This window comes from Mycobacterium sp., from assembly GCF_035314665.1.
In the GTDB taxonomy this organism is placed as follows: domain Bacteria; phylum Actinomycetota; class Actinomycetes; order Mycobacteriales; family Mycobacteriaceae; genus Mycobacterium.
Map to the genome: position 1 here is coordinate 1 of NZ_DATFZD010000347.1, position 20,866 is coordinate 20,866.

Sequence of the window (20,866 nt, forward strand, 5' to 3'; positions counted from 1 at the left end):
AGAAAGCCATCCGCACGACATCACCATGACCGCCGAAGCGCCCAACTACTACGTGCGGTGAACCGATCGAGAAGGGTCGCTCATGCGTGACATGGTCGAGATCGGCATGGGCCGAACGGCAAGGCGCACTTACGAACTCGAAGACATCAACATTGTGCCGTCCCGGCGCACCCGCTCCTCGCAGGACGTGTCGACAGCATGGCAGCTCGACGCTTATCGGTTCGAGATCCCCGTCATGGCGCATCCGACCGATGCGCTGGTGTCGCCGGAATTCGCCATCGAGCTGGGCCGGCTCGGCGGTCTGGGGGTGCTCAACGGCGAAGGGCTGATCGGTCGGCACGCGGACGCGGCCGCCAAGATCGCTCAGGTCACCGAGGCGGCTGCCAAGGAACCCGAACCGTCGGCGGCCATCAGGCTGCTGCAGCAGCTGCACGCCGCGCCGCTGGATCCCGAGTTGCTGGCCGCCGCGGTGGCCCGCATCCGCGACGCCGGGGTGACCACGGCGGTACGCGTGAGTCCGCAGAACGCCCAGGCGTTGACACCGGGGCTGGTGGCCGCGGGTGTCGACCTGCTGGTCATCCAGGGCACGATCATCTCCGCCGAGCGGGTCGCCAGCGACGGTGAGCCGCTCAACCTCAAGACCTTCATCTCCGAACTCGACGTCCCCGTGGTGGCCGGCGGCGTGCTCGACCATCGCACCGCACTGCACCTGATGCGCACCGGGGCAGCAGGCGTCATCGTCGGCTACGGGTCCACCCGGGGAGTGACGACCAGCGACGAGGTGCTCGGCATCAGCGTGCCGATGGCCACGGCGATCGCCGACGCGGCCGCTGCCCGCCGCGAGTACCTCGACGAAACCGGCGGACGTTATGTGCACGTGCTCGCGGACGGCGATATCCACACCTCCGGCGACCTGGCCAAGGCCATCGCGTGCGGCGCCGATGCGGTGGTGCTCGGCACCCCGCTCGCCGAGGCGGACGAGGCCATGGGCGACGGCTGGTTCTGGCCGGCTGCGGCCGCTCACCCGTCGCTGCCGCGGGGCGCGTTACTGCAGATCGCCGCCGGTGAGCGACCGCCGCTGCGGCAAGTGCTCGACGGCCCCTCCGACGACCCGTTCGGCTCGCTGAACCTCGTCGGCGGGCTGCGCCGCTCGATGGCCAAGGCCGGCTACTGCGACCTGAAGGAATTTCAGAAAGTCGGCCTGACCGTCGACAGCTAGATTGTCACCAATGGGTACGTCCATACTGGTCCGATGGAACCGGATTACGACGTTCTAGTTATCGGGTCGGGCTTCGGGGGAAGTATCACCGCGCTGCGGCTGACCGAAAAGGGTTACCGGGTCGGCGTGCTCGAGGCCGGCCGCCGCTTCGCCGACGAGGACTTCGCCAAAACCTCGTGGAATCTGCGCAAGTTCCTGTGGGCGCCTCAGCTGGGCTGCTACGGCATCCAGCGCATCCACCTGCTGCAAGACTGCATGATCCTGGCCGGCGCCGGGGTCGGCGGTGGATCGTTGAACTACGCGAACACGCTTTACGTCCCGCCGGATCCGTTCTTCAACGACCGGCAGTGGTCGCACATCACCAATTGGCGCGCGGAGTTGATGCCGCACTACCAGCAGGCGCAGCGGATGCTCGGGGTGGTGCAGAACCCGACCTTCACCGACGCTGACCGCCTGGTCAAGGAGGTCGCCGACGAGATGGGGTGCGGCGACACGTTCGTGCCGACCCCGGTCGGAGTGTTCTTCGGCCCGAACGGAACCAAGACGCCCGGCGAGACGGTGCCCGACCCGTTCTTCGGTGGCGCCGGCCCGGCCCGCACCGGCTGCCTGGAATGTGGCTCCTGCATGACCGGCTGTCGCTACGGTGCCAAGAACACCTTGCTGAAGAACTACCTCGGCCTCGCGGAATCGGCTGGGGCGCAGATACATCCGATGACGACGGTGACCAAGTTCGCGCAGCGGCCCGACGGGGTGTGGGAGGTGCGCACCAAGCACACCGGCCGCTTGCTGCGTCGCAAGAGGCGGACGTTCACCGCGAATCATCTGGTGCTGGCCGCCGGCACATACAACACGCAGAAGCTGCTGTTCAAGATGCGTGACACGGGCACGCTGCCCGGCCTGTCGGATCGGCTGGGCGTGCTGACCCGCACCAACTCCGAATCGATCGTTGGTGCCGCGACGTTGAAGGTCAAGCCGGACCTCGACTTGACCCATGGGGTGGCGATCACCTCGTCGATTCACCCGACCTCGGACACGCACGTCGAACCGGTCCGGTATGGCAAGGGCTCCAACGCGATGGGTCTGCTGCAGACGTTGATGACCGACGGGTCGGGTCCGGAAGGCACGGATGTGCCGCGATGGCGGCAGTTGCTGAATCAAGCCGGCGAAGATCCGCGCAACATGCTTCGAATGCTCAATCCCCGCCAGTGGAGCGAGCGCACCGTGATCGCGTTGGTGATGCAGCATCTCGACAACTCGATCACCACGTTCACCAAACGGGGCAGGTTGGGCCGCCGCCGTTACGTCAGCAAGCAGGGGCACGGCGAGCCGAACCCGACGTGGATTCCGGTCGGCAACGAGGTCACCCGTCGGCTCGCGAAGAAGATCGACGGGGTGGCCGGCGGCACTTGGGGCGAGCTGTTCAACATCCCGCTGACGGCACACTTCCTCGGAGGCGCGGTGATCGGCGACAGCGCCGAACATGGCGTGATCGACCCGTATCACCGGGTGTACGGCTACCCGACGTTGTCGGTGGTCGACGGTGCGGCGATTTCGGCGAACCTCGGGGTCAACCCCGCGCTGTCGATTTCAGCGCAGGCCGAGCGGGCCGCGTCGCTGTGGCCGAACAAGGGTGAAAACGACTTGCGGCCGCGCCAGGGCGAGCCGTACCGGCGGCTCGACCCGATCGCGCCGCAGCATCCGGTGGTGCCGGCCGATGCGCCCGGCGCGCTGCGCTGGCTGCCGATCGAGCCGATCAGCTCGGCTGGCTGACTGACCGGTAAGCGTCCCGGTGCAGCGGCGCGCGTCCGGGTGGTTGCTGCGGCGTGGGCAGCAGCGGCTCACGCTTGTGCAGTGTGATCGTTGTCGGCGCGTCGGTGCTGAGCTCGACGTCCTCGCCGGCATGTCGGATAGTCAATCCACCCCCTGGGCCGTCGCGCAGCGTGTACGTCACTTCGTCGTGGATGACATCCACGGTCACCCGAAAGTCGTGCCAGCGCAACCGGAATCGCAGCCGTGAGATGCCGTCGGGCAGATACGGGTTGAGGTACAGGATGCCCTCGTCGTCGCGCAGGCCGCCGAAGCCGGCGACCAGAGCGGTCCACGCGCCGGCCAGCGACGCCATGTGCAAGCCGTCGCGGGTGTTGTGGTGCAGGTCGCGCAGGTCGACCAGAGCCGCCTCATAGGTGTAGTCGTGCGCCAGCTCCACATGCCCGACGTTGGCGCACATCACCGCTTGGGTGCAGGCAGACAGTGACGAGTCGCGCACCGTGCGCCGCTCGTAGTAGTCGACGTTGCGCGCCTTCTGCTCGTCGCTGAATTTGTGGCTTTGCCAGTGCATGGCCAACACCAGATCGGTCTGCTTGACCACCTGCGCGGGATAGAGCAGCGCGTACGGCTCGTGCAGCAGCAGCGGGTAGGTTGTCTTCTCGTTGAAGTCCCACTCGGCGTAGGTGGTGAAGCCTTCGGACTGCGGATGCACGCCAAGCTCTTCGTCGAAGGGAATGTGCGCGGCGTCGGCGGCATCGCGCCACGCTGCGGTTTCTTCGGTGGTCACGCCCAGCTCGCGAGCGACCTCGGAGTGCCGGGCGCACGCGTCGGCGGCAATCCGCAGGTTGTGTGCCGCCATCATGTTCGTGAACACGTTGTCGCGCACGATCGCAGTGTATTCGTCGGGACCGGTAACCCCGTCCAGGTGCCACACTCCGTGGCGGTCGTGATGGCCGAGTGAGAGCCACAGCCGGGCCGTCTCGATGAGCACTTCCAGCCCGCAGTCCTTCTCCAGCGACTCGTCGCCGCTGACGATCCGATAGCGCTCGAAAGCCATGGCGATGTCGGCGTTGATGTGCCACGCGGCGGTTCCGGCCGGCCAGTAGGCGGAGCATTCCTGGCCGCGAACCGTTCGCCACGGATAGCTGGCGCCCTTGAGGTCCAGCTGTGCGGCGCGCTCCCTTGCTAAGTCCAAAGTCGAAGCCCGCCAACGCAATGCATCGGCAGCCGCGTGCGGCAAGGTATAGGTCAGCACCGGAAGAACGAATCCCTCGGTGTCCCAGAAGATGTGGCCGTCGTACCCGGTGCCGGTCAAGCCTTTGCTGGCGATACCGCGCCGCTCGGCTCGCGCACTGGCCTGCAGCAGGTGGAAAAGCCCGAACCGCACCGCCTGCTGGCATATCGGGTCGCCTTCGACCTCCACATCGGCGCCGTCCCAATAGTCGTTGAGAATCTTGCGCTGGGCGTCCACCAGGCCCTGCCACCCGCTGTAGCGTGCGCTGTGCAAAGCGGCGGCAGCCTGGTCGCGCAGCGCCGGGCGAGAACGCTGGCTTGACCAGCCGTATGCCAGGTATTTCACGATGCGCAGTTGCTGGCCTGGCCGCAGCCCGCAGATCACGGTCGTGCGGGCGAGGTCGTCGCCCGCGTCGTTGGTGATCTCCACGCGGCCTTCTACCTCGACTTCGTGGTCCATCGCCGCGGCCATCATCAACGCACTGGCGCGCGTCCGGTGCATCAGCAGTGCACCGCATTCGGTGTCCTCGTGTTGGACGGCCTCCAGCGGTTTGTCGAGGATGGCCGCAACCCGAGGATCACCTGACGTAACGGGCAGGTCCTCGTTGGCGACCAGCTCGGATTGCACTGTGACACGGACGAATTCGTCTACCGCCTCGACCACGTACTCGATGGCGACAACGCTGCGCTGTGCCAGCGATACCAGCCGGGTCGAGGTCACCAGGACCTGCTTGCCGACCGGTGACTGCCAGTGCGCGTATCGGGTCAACGTGCCGGCTCGCAGGTCGAGCACCCGCTCGTGGCTCAACAACTTGCCGTAGCGAACGTCGAACGGCTCGTCGTCGACCAGCAGGCGCAGGATCTTGCCGTTGGTGACGTCGACGACCGTCTGCCCGGCTTCCGGGTAGCCGTAGCCGGCCTCCGCGTACGGCAGCGGCCGGACCTCGTAGAACGAGTTCAGATACGTGCCGGGCAGGCCGTACGGCTCGCCTTCGTCGAGGTTGCCGCGAATTCCGATGTGCCCGTTGGACAGCGCGAACAGTGACTCCGATTGCGCCAGCACGTTGAGGTCCAGATGAGTCTCGCGGACCTGCCAGGGTTCGACGGGGAAGGTGTTATCCGTGATCATCCGGCGCCTACAGCAGATCGCCGAGGTCGGTGACCACGACATCGGCGCCGTGGCTGCGTAATTCGTCGGCTTGACCCACACGGTCGACACCCACCACGTAACCGAAGTTGCCGGCGTGCCCGGCAGCGACGCCGGAGAGCGCGTCTTCGAACACGGCCGCTTCGGCAGGGGAGACGCCCAGCAGCTGTGCGGCACGCAGGAACGAGTCGGGCGCGGGCTTGCCGGCGATGTGCTCCTCGCGCAGGGTCACGCCGTCGACTCGTTGCTGGATGAACTTGTCGAGCCCGGTGATCTCCAGCACCTGGCGGGTGTTGGCGCTGGAGGACACCACCGCCGTGGCCAGACCCGCGGTGGCCACCTTTTCCAGGTAGCGTCGCGAGCCGTCGAATACCTTGACGCCGTCGGTGAGCAGCGTCTGCTGGAAGGCGTCGTTCTTGCGGGTGCCCAGCCCGTAGACGGTGTCTTTGTCGCCCGAATCGTCGGGGTCGCCGTCGGGCAGTTCGATGCCGCGGCTGGCCAGAAACGACCGGACTCCGTCTTCACGCTTCTTGCCGTCGACATACTTCAGGTAGTCGTCGACCGGATCGAACGGGACGAACGGCTGGCCGGTCTGTTCGGCCCGTTGTCGCAGGAACGCGTCGAACATCACTTTCCAGGCCTTGGTGTGGACGCTCGCGGTGTCGGTGAGGACACCGTCGAGGTCGAACAGACAGGCGTGCACCGCATCGGGCAGTCCCAGCACGGCGGACCTCGCTTCCGGGGGTGTTTTCGACCGTGGCAATTACCACCTCACCATGCCCGAGGCTGGTCCGCTACACGTTCGGCTGACCTACTGTTTCCACGCTGTTTGGCTACGCGACCAGTCAGCTTGCCGCAGCCTGGAGGGCTTGCAGCGGAGCGCCGCTGATCACTCGGCTGCGTTGCCCATGCACGTCGACCGGCACGTCGCCCATCACGGTGACGCGGTGCATCAGCCGATACTGGTCGTCGTAGTCGTCGATTGCGCGGTGCTGGGTCGCCCGGTTGTCCCAGATGGCAACGTCACCGGCCGCCCAGTTCCATCGGATTGTGTTCTCCGGCATGGTGATTCGTCGTTGTAGCAATTCCAGAAGCACGTGCGACTCGTAGTTGTCCATACCGACGAAGCCGCGCACGAAGTCGCCGGCGACCAGGGTCCGCTCGCCGGTCTCCGGGTGTACCCGCACCACCGGGTGCTCGGTGCGGAAGTCGGCTTTTTCGAAGCGGGTCCGATGGGCTTTTTGCTCTTCGGTCTGCACTTGTGACGCAGCGACGTAGTCGAAGCGGTTGGTGTGCAACGCCCAGAGATTCTCGGCGAGGTGTTTGAGCGGCTCGGGCAGTTCCTGGTAGGCCGCCGCGGTGGATGCCCACAGCGTCGATCCGCCGTAGCTCGGCAGGGTGACGGCGCGCAGGATCGACGCGGCGGGGTAGTTCGCGACGAAGGTGACGTCGGTGTGCCAGCGGTTGGCCTTGGCGTAGTCGGAGTTGATCGGTGTGATGATCGGCGCGCCGTCGTTCTGCAGCGCGGGATGGGCGATCGGAGTGCCCAGGCGCGCGGCGAAAGCCTGCTGCTGGGCATCGTCGAGGTGGTGCTGATTCCGGAAGAAGATCACCTTGTGGCGCAGTAGCGCCTCGCGGATCTGTCCGACGGTGGCGGCGTCGAGATCGCCAGCGAGGCGGACGCCGTCGATGTGGGCGCCGATCCGGCCGCACAGTTGCGTCACGGTCAGGGTGGATGTGGACGGAATCGTCATTGCAGTGGTCCTCTCACCTGGTGTGTAGTCACTCGACTACACCTGCATGACGGTAACTGTAGTCGATCGTCTACGCAGGTGTCAAGACGTTTCGCGCCGGACGGGCAGCCAGCATGCCGCCAGTGGGACGGTGGTGACGACGCCGAGGGCGAGGACTCCCGCGATGTGCTGGTGCTCGTCGGGCATGGTCACCGCCATTGCGAGCATGACGGCGAAATGGGCGCCGTTCGCTGCCAGATTGAAATCGAGGAATAGTCGGTTTGCGCTCGCGTCGCGCGCGGATGCAAACAGAAAGATCGCCCAGACGATGTAGACGGTGGAGAACATGATGGCGACTGCTGGATCGCCAGGGCCGCCCGCTCCCCAGTCGAACAGCCTGCCAAGCACCGGCGGCAGCGTGCCGATGCGATGGGTTGTTGAGAGGATCAGGTTGGGCACGAAGAAGGCCAGATACCCGACCGCGGTGACCCGAATCATCACCGGCAGCCACGCCGCTGCGCGGCCCGTCATGGCGAGCCGACGGCGCGGGCGACGCCTTGAATCACGCGGAGTCGTCCGTCGGTGAGGGCGGCCGTGAGGTTCGTGGCTTTGGCCGCGAAGTCGGTGACGAAGGCGTGCAACCCGAGCGGGTTGGTGGGCAGGGTCAAGAATGTCTGCATCAGCGCGGTCGCCTGGTCGGTTCGATCATTCCAGTGTTCGATCGCGAACCCTGAGCCCTCGATGACGCGGCGCAACTCGTCGGGCGTGACCAGGTGGCTGTACCCGGGTTGGTCGGCCCAGGGCAGTGGGTACTCGAGCTCGCCATCCTCGCCAGACGTGATGTCCCAGATCGCGATCCGGCCGCCATCGCGCAGGACACGGCGTGCTTCGGCGTACAGGCGGGGCTTGTCGGCGACGTTCATCTGGACGTGTTGGCTGAATATGACGTCGAAAGTGCCATCCATGAAAGGCAATTGAGTGACGTCTGCTTGACGAACGTGAATCAGGTCGCCCAGCCCGACGAGCCGATTCAGCCAACGGTTGACGTCGCAGTACTCCTCGGTCAGATCGACGGCAGTTACCCGGCAGCCGCACAGGTCGGCGACGAAGCGGGCGGTGCCGCCGATCCCGCTGCCCGCGTCGAGCACCTCGTCCGCGCCGCCGATTCCGAGTAACCCCACCAATTCGGTTGTGGCAAAGCGGCCCATCGTGTGGAAGTCCTCCAGCGGCGCGAGGTCGGCGGGTGCCAGGTGATCGAGGTCTTTTCCCGCGGCCAGGAGGGCCCGCTCGATATTGGGCCGGGACAGGCCGGTCGCGTACTGGTCATGGATCCGGGTGCCGGTCATTTCGGTTTCCTTCCTGCTATGCCGACGCGGCGATTTGCGCGGTCGGGCCGAGGTGCTCGTTTCGCCAGAACGTGGACTGGCCGGACAGCCGCGGATGGGCGGGCCGGGGATGCTGTTGGAGCCGGTCGAAGCGGTCCAGACGGTGCATTGGTACCAGTCCGGTCAACAGGAAGTTCCAGACCTGGCGGGTGAGATTGGCTGCGGTCCGGTGGGATTCCGGGCCGGTGACGTAGCGGCGTGCGATCGTGAGGAAATCCTCCGGTTCGATGCCGGCGACATCACGGACATGCGTGGTCGGGCCGCCCGCTTCAAAGGTTCCCAGGGCGTACTCGGGCAGGTAGTGGCGCAGGCTGGACTCGAAGAACAGATCGGTGCCGAGTCGCTTCGCGTTCACGCGCACCGCGCGCATGAACATCCACGGCGGGATATCGATGTGGCGGACCTTTCGGCCCAACGCCTCGCCGATCGCGTCGGCGATTTCGGCTCCGGACAGCAGCGCCGGTCCGGTCGGGCGGTACGCGCGGCCGTCGTGGCGGTGCGGGTCAAGTAGCGCACCGACCGCGACGCGGGCGATGTCTTCGTTGGAGGGCGGCGCGTTTCGGCCTGCCTCGGTGGGTGTCGGCAACACTCCCAGTTGGGCGGCCATCGGGACCAGTTGCATGTAGTTGTCGGCGAAGAATCCCGGATCGACCGCCACATGGGCGGTGTCCGGCAATAGCTCGAACAACTTGTCGCTCAGCCAGGCGTGCCGGGTCATCAGTGACGGGTGCTCGGGGCTGGCCAGCCATTGCCCAAGTGCCACAACCGCGTCCACCCGTGATCGCCGCGCAGCCACCGCGAAGGCAGCCGCGCTGTCGAGCGCGTGTGGATGGTACGGCGGGTTGAAGTACAGCCGGTCGACTCCGTCCAGCGCAGCTTGAATCTGCCGGATGTCAAACATATCGCCGACCACGACTTCGGCGCCGGCGGCCCGCAATCGAGCACTGCGTTCGTCGTCGCGATGCACCAGAGCTCGAGTCGTGATGCCTTGCTGCAAGAGCTGGCTCGTGACCGCGCTGCCGATCCTGCCGGTGGCGCCGGTTACCAGTACGCGTGGGTGTGTCATCGGATTTCCTTTCCTAGTTGGATGATTCGACCGCTTCGGCCAGCTCTGCTGTCGTGTCGATGGCTGGCGCCCGCCGGGCCCGTGCCGGCAGTAGTACGACGACGACGATCGCGGCGGTCAACGCGATGCCGGCGCAGATCAGCGATCCGACCTGAAGGCCGTCCAGGAACGCTTTGTTCACCGCATCTTGGATGGAAGCGCCGCCGGCGGCCCGCCCCGCCGGCGAATGTTCGATTACCTGGTGCGCCACAGCCATCGAGCGCTGCATCGCCGAGCGCACATCGGCTGGCAATCCAGCCAGCGCCGACGCGGAGCCGACGCGGCTGGAGTAAACCGATGCGAAGACGCTGCCCACGATCGCTACGCCCAGCGTGCCGCCGAATTCGCGAGTGGTGTCGTTGACCGCCGAGCCGACTCCGGCCTTGTCGGCCGCCAGGGATCCCATGATCGCCTCGGTGGCCGGCGCAAAGGTCAGGCCGAGGCCGCCGCCGAGCAGCAGCATCTGCATCGCGATCTGGCTGTACGGCGTTGCCGCGTCGACCGTGGAAGCCCATGCCAGGCCGGCAGCGAAGATTGCCAGACCGGCGGCGACGACGGCGGTGGTGCCGATCTGTTCGACCAGTCGAGGGCCCAGAACACTGGCCACCGCGATCGAGATGGCTACCGGGAGCAGGCGCACGCCTGCCTCGAATGCGCCGTAGTCCTTGATGAATTGGAAGTACTGGGTGATGACGAAGATGAATCCGAACAGCGTCAGGAAACCTGCGGTCACGGCCACGCTGCCGCCCGAGAATCGACGGTTGAGGAAAACGGTCACATCCAGCATCGGATGGGCGCTACGGCGCTCCCACAGGGCGAACGCGACGAGAACGATTGCGGCCAAGGTGAAGCCGAGTGCAACGCGCGAGCTGCCCCATCCCCAACCGGGCGCTTCGATGACGGTGTAAATCAACGTGGTCACCCCGACCGCGGACAGCAGCAGCCCCGGCACATCGACCGGCGGGGCGGCGGGGTCGCGAGAGGTCGGAACGAACAGCATTCCAGCCGCAATGGCGACGACCGCGGTCGGAACATTGACCAGGAAGATCGAGCCCCAGCTGAAGTGTTCGAGCAGCCAGCCGCCGCTGATCGGCCCGACGGCCACTCCGACGCCAACCATGGCCGCCCACAGCCCGATTGCCTTGGCGCGAGGAATCGGGTCGGTGAAAATGTTGGTGATCAGGCCCAGCGTGGTCGGAAAGATCACAGCGGCGCCGACGCCCATGGCGGCACGCGCGGCGATCAGCGCGTCCGCCGAACTCGCCTGCGCCGCAACAGCGGAAGTGATCGCGAACAGCGCGAGTCCGCACGACAACCAGCCCCGTCTGCCGAAGCGGTCGCTGAGGCTGCCGACCGAGAGCAACAGGCCCGACATGACGAGGGTGTACGCGTCGACGATCCACTGCAATTGCGCGGTGTCGGCGCCAAGCTCGCGCGACAGCGTGGGCAGGGCGACGTTGACGATCGTGGCGTCGACGCTGATGACGAAGACGCTCAGGCAGATGACGGCAAGCGCGGCGACGGGGTGATCGCGGAACAGTGGGCGAGATCGCATGGACAGGACAGTAAACTCAATAGACAAGAAAATCAAGTAATAAGTTGAAAAATATGTCTGATCTGGTAGGGTAGTGGCATGTCCGCGCGCAAGAGCTACAACCAGAACTGCCCGATCGCCAAAAGCCTCGACATCCTGGGTGAGCGGTGGACATTGCTGATCTTGCGCGAGCTACTCGGCGGGCCGCGCCGGTACAGCGACCTGCGCGCCGAACTGCCGGGCATCGCGACGAACCTGCTGGCCGAACGCCTCAAAGAGCTCCAGGACGCCGGGCTCGTCGACCGCGCCGAGTTGCCACCCCCGGTCGCGCGGACCGTCTACAGCCTCAGCGACGTCGGGTGGCAGCGGGTGCCGCCCATCCTGCAGAGCATCGCCTGGCTGGGGCTGGACCGGCTGGACCTGATCGGCGCCGGCCCGGTCTCACCGCTGACCGGATTCCTCGCCGGATTCGTGATTCCCGCAGACCCGCGCAGAACCGCGGGCTTGGCTGGGGTGTATTGCGCCGAGATCGACGGCCGCCGTTTCGAATTCGCGATGGACCAGGGCCGCATGGCGGCCGCTCACGGTAAGCCGGACGTCAATGTCACCGCCAGCGCGGTAGATCTCGCCACCGCGCGACTGGGCTCCACCGAAGCCAAGCGCAAGACGGCGCTGCGCCACATCACCTTCGAGGGTGATCACGACGCCGTCGAAACCCTGCGCGAGGCGTTCTCGCTGTAGGCCCGGGTCAAGGCTGCCGACAATGCTGTCAGGCCTGTAATGCGTTTATCCACTTTTCGAGGCGCCGGGCCTCATGGGCCATGAGTTCGGGTTGGGCAAGCGCGTTGGTGAGGACGGCGCTGCCCTCGTAAGCGATGATCAGCTCTAGTGCCAAGTCGCGGGCGTCGCGGCGGCCCATGGCATGAAATTGCTGCTCGGTCCAGTCCAGCAGGGTTTGCATGAGTGGAGCGGTGAGGGGATGTGACTTGCCCGAGTTCGCAAGCTCGGTGCAGAGGGTCCCTAGCGGGCAGCCGTGGTCGGCGATCGTCTCGCGCGACTCAGCCAGCATCGCCACGAGTGCTTTGAGCCGGGCCTTGGGGCTACCGTGTCGCCGCTGCAATGCCGCGGTTGCGGATCGGATCTCCTCGGCACGTGCCTCGACGACGGCGGCGACGATGTCGTCTTTGGTCTTGAAGTAGTAATACACGTTGCCCAGCGGCACCTCGGCAGCCTCGGCGATGTGCGCGAGTGTGGTGCCCGCTATGCCCTGGCGGTAGAACAGGTCGCATGCGGCGGCGATCAGTCGCTCTCGCTTCCCGGAAGCCTGTGACGATGCGGCTCCGTCGGCGTCAGTTAAGTCAGTCATCTCACTCACTGACTATAGACGGCACGCGTCCATGCTCAAGTTCCACAACAGGTCCCGGTTCTCCCGGTTGTTGAAGGCGGTCTTGACTTTCTGCACCTTGCCGTTCGCGAAGTACTGTCCGGAGATCTGGGCCGCATCTGGAGAGCCCGCGAGGAACACCGACGTGGCGGCGCCTTTGTCCGGAGACCGCGAAAAGGGCAGAGCCGCATAAGAGATCGCGCGGAAGACCCCTGGGGCTCCGCGCATCATCGGAGTTCTGACGATCCCAGGATGCACGGCGTTCGCGACGACGCGGGTCGGCTTCAGTCTTTGGGCCAACTCGATGGTGAACAGCAGCACGCAAAGTTTGGACGCCGCATATGTGCCGATGGTCGAAAACTGTTGTTCGCTTTGCAGGTTGCCCGGGTTGAACTTGCCAGCGCGGTACACGCTCGAGCTCAGGTTGATAACCCGGCCCCGGAGGCTCTTTTCCAGTTCGCCCAGCAGCAATTGGGTCAGATAGAACTGCGCTAGGTAGTTGACCTGAAACGTCGTCTCGTAGCCGTCCGCGGTCAGTACGCGCTGTGGCATGACGATGCCGGCATTGTTGATCAGGACGTCCAGTCGCGGGTAACGCACCATGAACATCTCTGCGAGGCGGCGCAACTGGGCAAGCGAGCTGAGGTCGGCGACGAGGTAGTCGACATCGCGGTTGCCCGTCGACGCGACGATTTCGGTTGTGACGGTTGCCGCCTTGGTCTCGTTCCGCGCGGCCAGCACGACGGCGTAGCCCTTCCGGGCGAGCTCGGTCGCGGTGACCTTGCCGATGCCGTCAGTGGCTCCGGTGATGAGGCAGATTGGCTTGCTCACGAGCGCTCCGGCGGCTATTTGGCGGCGGCATCGACCGAGGCGGGCCGTGACAACATGCGCGCCATCATGGAGCGGGTGAGCGCCGGTGGCGCCAGCGCGGCGGTCACCCGGTTGATTCGGCCCGGTACGCAGCGGGCCCGATTGCGCGCCAGTGCGCGCAGCGCCTCGCGGACGCAATCGTCCGGCGCCATGGGTGGTATGGGCATTTTGTCGGGATCCAAGCCCAGGTCGGCCAACGCCGGTGTTCGGGTGGGCCCGGGGTGCAGCACCGTCACGTGCACCCCGTGCTTGGCTAACTCGACGTGCAGGCCGGCGCCCAGGCTGGCGACATAGGCCTTCGTCGCTGCGGTGTTCGCCATGTACGGCACACCATGGATCGCGCCGAGTGCCGAGACCAGCACGATGCCGCCGCGGCCGCGTCGCGCGAGTCGTTCACCGAAGTGGTGGCTCAGGCCCAGATGTGCGGCGGTATTCAGGCGCAGGATCGCTCGCTGCGCTTGCAAGCTGGAGTTCAGGAACGGCCCGGGCAGCGCCGCGCCAGCGTTGGACACCAAAAGGCCGACGTCGATGTCGGCGGTGGCGTCAGCGATCGGGGTCAGCGCGGCCGGATCGGACAGGTCGACGCCAACGGTGCGACTGTCGACGCCGAAATGCCGGGCCAGCGCGGCTTCCAGTTCCTGCAGCAAGGCCACGCGCCGCGCGACGAGTACCACATTGATGCCTGCGGCGGCGAGCTGATGTGCGAATGCACGCCCGATTCCGGATGACGCGCCCGTTACCACCGCCCACGGGCCGAACTGATCTGCATTGACACGCATGGCCTTTGACCCCTCTTCCTGTGGCACCGGCTATCCCACACTTAGTTAGCTAGTTAGCCAACTTACAACCACGACAGGTTTCTTGACAAGGCCTGGACGCTACGTTGCTTCGCGGTTCGCCGCTTATGCGGGCTCGTAGCAGGCTAGACATGTGGAAAACATCTGCGGCGGGGCGATTTTGCGATGGAAATTGCTTCTCTAGATAACGCGGTTGTTCAAACGCGCTGAGTGTTGATAGCATCGCGTCAAGTTAGTCACATGACTAACTCGTGGCCGACCCAAGAGGTAGGACGAAGAATGGTGGTCGTCAAGCGCGGGTGGGTTCTTCTGGTCATCATGGTCTTGCTGGCCGTCGCAGGTTTCGCCGTTTATCGCCTGCATGGGGCGTTTGGCGTGCACGGCGCCACGCAGGCCGCCAGCGCCCGTGCCGACGACATCAGGCCCTTCAACCCCAAGCATGTGACGCTGGAGGTCTTTGGCGCGGCGGGGACCATGGCCGACATCAACTATCTCGACGTCGACGCTGCGCCGCAGCGTGCTGACGACATTCGGCTGCCATGGACTTACAGCGTTGCGACCACGGCCCCGGCGGTCAGCGTCAATGTCGTGGCGCAGGGCGATGGTGACATCATCGGCTGCCGAATCACGGTAAACGGCCATATCAAGGACCAACGGACGGTCGCGGGAATTCACCCGCAGACCTTCTGCCTGGTGAAGTCCGCGTGAGCGACGCACCTACCCCGGCGCGGCAGCCGATCGCAAGGGCAATTCGCGTGCTGTCGGTGCCAATCCTATTGTTCTGGCTTGGGCTCGCCGCGGTGACGAATATTGTTGTGCCGCAACTAGAAGCGGTCGGAGAAGCTCACGCCGTGTCGATGAGCCCCGACGGCGCACCGGCGATACAGGCGATGAAGCGCGTCGGCCAGGTGTTCGGAGAGTTCGACACCGACAGCGCGGTCATGATCGTCCTGGAGGGCCGGGCCCCGCTCGACGTTCCGGCGCACCAGTTTTACAACGAGCTGATCCGCCGACTGTCACAAGACCACAAGCACGTTGAGCACATCCAAGACTTCTGGGGCGATCCGCTCACCGCGGCAGGCTCGCAAAGCCCCGACGGGAAGGCGGCCTACGTTCAGGTCTATCTCGCCGGTCACCAGGGTGAGACGTTGGCCAACGAGTCCGTCGACGCCGTCCGGCGCATCGTGTCGACCACCCCGGCGCCCAACGACATCCGAGCTTATGTTGCCGGGCCCGCGGCGGTCACAACCGACCAGCTGGAATTCGGCAACAAAAGCGCGCGCAAGGTCATGGGGGTGACGGTCGGCGTCATCGTGCTGATGCTGCTGATCGTCTACCGCTCCTTGGTCACCGTCCTGCTGACGCTGCTGATGGTGTTCATCGAACTGGCCGCTGTGCAAGGGGTGATCGCGTTGCTCGGCAACCACGGCGTCATCGGGCTTTCGACGTTCGCGGTTCAAATCCTTCCGATTCTTGCCATCGCGGCAGGCACCGACTACGCGATCTTCGTCGTCGGCCGATATCAAGAAGCCCGTCAGGCCGGGCAGGACCGGGAAGCCGCCTACTACACCATGTTTCGCGGCAGCGCTCACGTGGTCCTGGGTTCGGGTCTGACTATCGCCGGCGCGATGTTCTGCCTTAGCTTCACCAGACTGCCCTATTTTCAAACCCTGGGCGCGCCGTGCGCGATCGGGATGTTCACCATGGTGACGGGCGCCCTCACGTTGGGTCCGGCCATCCTGACCCTGGGCAGTCGATTCGGCCTGTTCGATCCGAAACGAAAAATCAAGATGCGGGGATGGCGGCGGGTAGGAACCGCTATCGTCCGGTGGCCCGCGCCGATACTCGCGGCGACGTGTGCGACGGCTCTCGTCGGGCTGCTGGCTCTGCCGTCATTCACGACCAGCTACAACGACCGCAACTACCTACCCCGGACCACGCCGTCCAACATCGGATACGCCGCGGCGGACCGGCACTTCTCGTCAGCGCGGTTGAATCCCGACCTGTTGTTGATCGAGACCGACCACGACATGCGTAATCCCGCCGACATGCTCGTCCTCGACAGGGTGGCCAAGAGCGTCTTCCAGGCCGACGGGGTCGCGCGTGTTCAGGCCATCACCAGGCCGTTGGGTGCGCCAATCGCGCACACTTCCATTCCATTTCAGATCAGCATGCAAGGCACCACGCTGACCGAGAACATGAAGTACATGCACGACCGCATGGCCGACATGCGGTCCGTCGCCGATCAGATGGCGGGCGTCATCAACACCATGCAACGCATGCTCACCCTGATGCGCCAGCTCGCCGACACCACACATGACGTCGCGGGCCGAACCAGGCAAATCGTCGCCGACACCAACGATGTGCGCGATCGTATCGGCGATTTCGACGACTTCTTCAGGCCGCTGCGCGGCTACTTCGCCTGGGAACCGCACTGTTTCGACATCCCCGTCTGCTGGGCGTTGCGCTCAGTTTTCGATTCGCTCGACGGCGTCGACAAGCTCACCGACGACCTGGGCGATCTGGTCAAGGACACCGACAAGCTAGATACCCTGATGCCGCAGCTGATTTCGCTGCTGCCGCCGATTATCGACGCGACAACGACCATGCGCACGATGACGATGACCATGTACAGCACGTTCTCGGGTCTGCTGGATCAGATGGACGCCGCACAGCAGAACGCGTCCGCAATGGGACAAGCTTTCGACGCGGCCAGAAACGACGATTCCTTCTACTTGCCGCCGGAAGTGTTCGACAACCCCGACTTCAAACGCGGTCTGACGATGTTCCTTTCACCCGACGGCAAGGCAGCACGGTTCATCATCACCCACGACGGTGATCCCGCTACCCCGCAGGGCATCTCGCACGTCGACGCGATCAAAAAGGCCGCGCGCCACGCTGTCAAGGGAACGCCGTTGGAAGACGCCAAAATCTTTCTGGGTGGCACCGCCGCAACATACAAGGACATGAGCGACGCGGCTAAATACGATCTGCTGATCGCCGGGATCGCCGCAGCCTGCCTGATCTTGGCCATCATGCTGATCATCACCCGCAGTGTGATTGCCGCACTGGTCATCATCGGTACGGTGGTGTTGTCGTTGGGATCCTCGTTCGGACTGTCGGTGCTCGTCTGGCAGGACATCTTGGGCATTCCCTTGCACTGGCTGGTGATAGCGATGGCGCTGATCGTCCTGTTGGCGGTGGGATCGGACTACAACCTGTTGCTGGTCTCCCGGTTCAAAGAGGAAATCGGCGCCGGTATCAAGACCGGAATCATCCGCGCCATGGGTGGAACGGGAGCGGTGGTGACCTCTGCGGGCCTGGTGTTCGCGTTCACCATGTCGTCCTTTGTGTTCAGCGATCTACGGATGATCGGCCAATTCGGCACGACCGTCGGCATCGGCCTTCTCTTCGACACGCTGATCGTGCGGTCACTCATGACACCGTCGATTGCCGCCCTGCTCGGACCCTGGTTCTGGTGGCCCCGACGGGTAGGCGCTCGGCCTCGCGCCGTGAGACCCCATGAATCCGAAAATATTTCGGCCCGGGCCGCCACCGAAAGCTTGCATCCATGACCTTTACTCCCGCCAACGCCCACACGCTATCGAGGTCGATACGCGTCGCTGCACCGCCGGCCAAAGTCTGGGAGCTGATCACCACCGTCGCCCGGGTCACCGAGTGGTACGACACCTGGGACGTCGTGGAACACGCTACTGATGAGGAACGGCTACAGGTAGGCACGTCGTTTCGACTAATCCGTCACCGCGTCGGCCGCGATGACACCGCGCTGTGCCGCGTAACCTCGGTAGAGGCACCGAGGCGTTTGTGCTGGCTGCAGCACGCCCCCCAGCTACCTCCCATGTCGGTTGAGTTCCAGCTACTTCCCGACACCGAAGGCGCCACCGACACGTGGGTGAACCACACCAGGACCTGGATCAAACTGTGAGAGGTCATGGACGGCGTCCTGTCGTCACCACGACACCGGCAATTCGACGAGCCCGCCGGCAAGCACGTCGCGACGCGTGGGCAGGCTTGCGGGATCGACCGTCACGCGCAGTGACGGAAATCGCGGAATCAGTTGAGCGAAAACCGCTTTCAGCTCGATGCGGGCCAGCGGGGCTCCAATGCAATAACGTCCGCCGTGCCCGAACGTGAGGTGGGCGCCGTCCTTACGGGCGATGTCAACGCGGTCCGGGTCGGCGAACACCACGGGGTCGTGGTTGGCGGCTGAAATGTCGAGCAGCACCAGGTCTCCGGCGCGGATTGCCACACCGTCGATATCGAAGTCCGTGCGCGCGTAGCGGGGAATGCCGCCCACGCCACCCCCCGTTGACGCCGCGCGCAACAGCTCCTCGACGGCGTTCGGGATCAGCGCGGGGTTATCCAGGAGCGCGGACCACTGATCGCGATTCGTCAGCAACAGGACCGCGCCGAGGCCGGTCTGGACCACCGTGGTCTCGTGCCCGGCGAACAGCAAGAACATCGACATCGTCGCGGCATCTTCGTCGGAGACGCCGTCGGTCGCACACAGCCTCGACATCACATCGTCGCAGGGATGGGCGCGCTTGTACTCGACCAGCCTGCGGCCGTAAGCGAACAGCTCGGCCAGCCCGCGCTCGGAGCGGTCGTGGTCGCGCACATTGCCGGCGTCCTGTGCCCAGGTGCGGAACTGGTCCCTGTCGGAGTAGGGGACCCCGAGCAGCTCGCAGATCACCAAAATCGGCAGCGGTAGCGCCAGCTGCGCGTGCAGGTCGGCCGGGGGGCCATGCTTCTGCAGTTCGTTCAACAGTCCGGAGGTGAGTGCGTCGACCCTTGGTATCAGCGCGCGTAAGTGTTTGGGCGAGAAATGGGGCTGCAGCAGCGCCCGCATCCTGGCGTGGTCGGTGGCCTCGGTGTCGAAGTCGCCCAGCGGCCACCGAACAATGCCGAATCCCCGGTGCGCGCCGCCGTCGCGGGTTCGCGATGAGAACGGCCGAGGCGATCATCGTCGAGCAGCTCTCGCACCCGGGCGTAGTCCGTGAATAGCCAAGCCTCGTGGCCCACCGCGGTGCGCACGCGATGAACCGGCAGTTGGGTGGATGTCATGACACCTGCCTCCAGCCAGAGGAGCCTTGTATAAGGCTACTTGTACACTCATATCTAAACAAGAGGAGGTCGGAATGACGGCGGTCCGGTCCGAGTCGACCCGGCGGATGCCCCGAGCTCAGCGGCGCGAACAGATCCTCGGAGCCGCCACTCGCGCATTCGCCCGCGGCGGCTTTGCGAACACCGGGCTCGACGCGATCGCCACCGAAGCCGGTGTCACGCCGGTGATCCTCTACCGGCACTTTGCGTCGAAGGCCGACCTCTACCGGGAGGTGATCGAGAGCGGTCACCGGCGGCTCCGCGACGCCACCGGCGGGCACGACTTCGACGACGCCAGCATTCCCGTACTGATTCGCGCAGCGGCGGCCGATCCGGACGCCTTCCGGCTGCTGTACCGTCACGCCGCTCGCGAACCGGAATTCCGCGAAATGATCGATACCCTCGTCGAGAGTTCGACCGAGATTACCCGCCGCCACCTCGCGGGCATCGCCGACGATCGATGGAAAAGCTGGGCGGCGCGATTACTGCCCAGCATGACAATCGACGCCGTCATTGCCTGGCTCGACGCCGGTCAGCCCGATCCCGACGAAGCCGCCATCCGAATCCGCCGCGTCGTCGACGCCGTGATCCAGTCCGCGTCCGCGCAGTGAGGGCGGTTGCCGGCTGCCATTAGACTTTCTGCCGTGGCCGAACACGCTGACATCGAGGTGGCCGGATCGCCTGTCCGTCCCGTGCTGGTCGTCGATTTCGGCGCGCAATACGCCCAGTTGATCGCCCGCAGGGTGCGTGAGGCGCGGGTGTTCTCCGAAGTGATCCCGCATACCGCGTCGGTCGACGAGATCAAGGCCCGCGATCCGCAGGCGGTGGTGTTGTCGGGCGGCCCGGCCAGCGTGTACGCCGAGGGCGCACCGCAACTTGACCCTGCGTTGTTCGACCTTGGCGTGCCGGTGTTCGGTATCTGCTACGGATTTCAGGCGATGGCCCAGGCGCTCGGCGGCACCGTCGCGCACACCGGGACCAGCGAATACGGCCGAACCGAACTGAAAGTCGTTGGCGGTGAACTGCATTCGGATCTCCCCAACAGCCAGCCGGTCTGGATGAGTCACGGTGACGCCGTGACCTCGGCGCCGGACGGGTTCGAGGTGGTGGCCACCAGCGCGGGTGCCCCGGTAGCCGCCTTCGAGAATCGGTCGCGGCGACTGGCCGGCGTGCAGTACCACCCCGAGGTCCTGCACACGCCGCATGGGCAGCAGGTGCTCACCCGGTTCCTGCTCGAGTTCGCCGGCATCGCCGCGGATTGGACGCCGGCCGGCATCGCCGAGGCATTGATCGAACAGGTCCGCAATCAGGTCGGTGACGGCCACGCGATCTGTGGGCTGTCCGGCGGGGTGGATTCGGCGGTGGCCGCCGCGCTGGTGCAACGCGCCATCGGGGACCGGCTGACCTGTGTGTTCGTCGACCACGGACTGCTGCGCGCCGGCGAACGCGCCCAGGTGCAGCGTGACTTCGTCGCCGCTACCGGCGCCAACCTGGTGACCGTCGATGCGGAAGCGACGTTCCTCGAGGCGCTGTCCGGGGTGACCAATCCCGAGGGCAAGCGCAAGATC

At 65.4% G+C, this 20,866-nt stretch carries 19 protein-coding genes; 8 read left to right on the forward strand and 11 right to left on the reverse strand.

Annotated elements, in window-relative coordinates; translation table 11 throughout:
* The first annotated feature begins 91 nt into the window (after positions 1-91).
* Positions 92-1,219, forward strand: coding sequence for a GuaB3 family IMP dehydrogenase-related protein (locus VKI00_RS23865; protein ID WP_324441929.1), 1,128 nt, complete (start codon positions 92-94; stop codon positions 1,217-1,219).
* 33 nt (positions 1,220-1,252) lie between these two features.
* On the forward strand, positions 1,253-2,989 hold the full coding sequence (locus tag VKI00_RS23870) for a GMC family oxidoreductase (protein WP_324441894.1): 1,737 nt from the start codon (positions 1,253-1,255) through the stop codon (positions 2,987-2,989).
* Here the strand turns inward: VKI00_RS23870 and VKI00_RS23875 are convergent.
* From VKI00_RS23875 to VKI00_RS23905, 7 genes are all read right to left on the reverse strand, one after another.
* Positions 2,973-5,348, reverse strand: coding sequence for a glycoside hydrolase family 65 protein (locus tag VKI00_RS23875; RefSeq protein WP_324441896.1), 2,376 nt, complete (start codon positions 5,346-5,348; stop codon positions 2,973-2,975). The genes VKI00_RS23870 and VKI00_RS23875 overlap by 17 nt on opposite strands.
* A 7-nt stretch (positions 5,349-5,355) precedes the next feature.
* Positions 5,356-6,129: a beta-phosphoglucomutase family hydrolase gene (locus tag VKI00_RS23880; RefSeq protein ID WP_324441898.1), complete on the reverse strand. Its 774-nt coding sequence runs from the start codon at positions 6,127-6,129 to the stop codon at positions 5,356-5,358.
* Positions 6,130-6,211: 82 nt separating this feature from the next.
* A complete protein-coding gene (locus VKI00_RS23885) occupies positions 6,212-7,120 on the reverse strand; it encodes a TauD/TfdA family dioxygenase (RefSeq protein WP_324441900.1) in 909 nt (302 codons plus the stop codon).
* An 81-nt stretch (positions 7,121-7,201) separates the two neighbouring features.
* Positions 7,202-7,630, reverse strand: coding sequence for a DUF6632 domain-containing protein (locus VKI00_RS23890; protein WP_324441902.1), 429 nt, complete (start codon positions 7,628-7,630; stop codon positions 7,202-7,204).
* A complete protein-coding gene (locus VKI00_RS23895; RefSeq protein WP_324441904.1) occupies positions 7,627-8,445 on the reverse strand; it encodes a class I SAM-dependent methyltransferase in 819 nt (272 codons plus the stop codon). The genes VKI00_RS23890 and VKI00_RS23895 overlap by 4 nt, the downstream gene beginning before the upstream one ends.
* A 16-nt stretch (positions 8,446-8,461) precedes the next feature.
* Positions 8,462-9,550, reverse strand: a complete 1,089-nt coding sequence (locus VKI00_RS23900; RefSeq protein ID WP_324441906.1) for an NmrA family NAD(P)-binding protein — start codon at positions 9,548-9,550, stop codon at positions 8,462-8,464.
* A gap of 13 nt (positions 9,551-9,563) precedes the next feature.
* Positions 9,564-11,144, reverse strand: a complete 1,581-nt coding sequence (locus tag VKI00_RS23905; RefSeq protein WP_324441908.1) for a DHA2 family efflux MFS transporter permease subunit — start codon at positions 11,142-11,144, stop codon at positions 9,564-9,566.
* A gap of 78 nt (positions 11,145-11,222) precedes the next feature.
* Between VKI00_RS23905 and VKI00_RS23910 the strand changes: the two genes are divergently transcribed.
* A complete protein-coding gene (locus tag VKI00_RS23910; protein WP_324441910.1) occupies positions 11,223-11,864 on the forward strand; it encodes a helix-turn-helix domain-containing protein in 642 nt (213 codons plus the stop codon).
* 28 nt (positions 11,865-11,892) lie between these two features.
* Here VKI00_RS23910 and VKI00_RS23915 read toward each other — a convergent pair whose 3' ends face one another.
* Genes VKI00_RS23915 through VKI00_RS23925 form a run of 3 tightly spaced genes read right to left on the reverse strand, consistent with a single transcriptional unit; the run spans position 11,893 to position 14,156 of the window.
* Complete coding sequence (locus VKI00_RS23915; RefSeq protein ID WP_324441912.1) at positions 11,893-12,489, reverse strand: TetR/AcrR family transcriptional regulator; 597 nt, start codon at positions 12,487-12,489, stop codon at positions 11,893-11,895.
* Positions 12,490-12,501: 12 nt separating this feature from the next.
* Positions 12,502-13,338, reverse strand: a complete 837-nt coding sequence (locus tag VKI00_RS23920; protein WP_324441914.1) for an SDR family oxidoreductase — start codon at positions 13,336-13,338, stop codon at positions 12,502-12,504.
* A 14-nt stretch (positions 13,339-13,352) separates the two neighbouring features.
* Positions 13,353-14,156: an SDR family NAD(P)-dependent oxidoreductase gene (locus VKI00_RS23925; protein ID WP_324441916.1), complete on the reverse strand. Its 804-nt coding sequence runs from the start codon at positions 14,154-14,156 to the stop codon at positions 13,353-13,355.
* A 258-nt stretch (positions 14,157-14,414) separates the two neighbouring features.
* Here VKI00_RS23925 and VKI00_RS23930 point away from each other — a divergent pair, with 258 nt between their 5' ends.
* The 3 genes from VKI00_RS23930 to VKI00_RS23940 are packed head-to-tail and all read left to right on the forward strand — an operon-like array spanning position 14,415 to position 18,120.
* Positions 14,415-14,882, forward strand: a complete 468-nt coding sequence (locus VKI00_RS23930; protein ID WP_324441917.1) for an MmpS family transport accessory protein — start codon at positions 14,415-14,417, stop codon at positions 14,880-14,882.
* Positions 14,879-17,749 carry an MMPL family transporter gene (locus VKI00_RS23935; RefSeq protein WP_324441918.1) on the forward strand — a complete coding sequence of 957 codons (2,871 nt, stop codon included), beginning with the start codon at positions 14,879-14,881 and terminating at the stop codon, positions 17,747-17,749. Before VKI00_RS23930 ends, VKI00_RS23935 begins: the two co-directional genes overlap by 4 nt.
* Positions 17,746-18,120, forward strand: a complete 375-nt coding sequence (locus tag VKI00_RS23940; protein ID WP_324441920.1) for an SRPBCC domain-containing protein — start codon at positions 17,746-17,748, stop codon at positions 18,118-18,120. The genes VKI00_RS23935 and VKI00_RS23940 overlap by 4 nt, the downstream gene beginning before the upstream one ends.
* 24 nt (positions 18,121-18,144) lie before the next feature.
* On the opposite strand, the gene VKI00_RS23945 is transcribed toward VKI00_RS23940, so the two are convergent.
* Entirely contained in the window at positions 18,145-19,044 is a 900-nt protein-coding gene (locus VKI00_RS23945; protein WP_324441922.1) for a cytochrome P450, read from the reverse strand.
* A gap of 289 nt (positions 19,045-19,333) precedes the next feature.
* Here VKI00_RS23945 and VKI00_RS23950 point away from each other — a divergent pair, with 289 nt between their 5' ends.
* Together VKI00_RS23950 and guaA are read left to right on the forward strand one after the other, a co-directional pair.
* Positions 19,334-19,909, forward strand: a complete 576-nt coding sequence (locus tag VKI00_RS23950; protein WP_324441925.1) for a helix-turn-helix domain-containing protein — start codon at positions 19,334-19,336, stop codon at positions 19,907-19,909.
* A gap of 33 nt (positions 19,910-19,942) precedes the next feature.
* On the forward strand, positions 19,943-20,866 hold a 924-nt coding region (guaA, locus tag VKI00_RS23955), incomplete at its 3' end, for a glutamine-hydrolyzing GMP synthase (protein ID WP_324441927.1).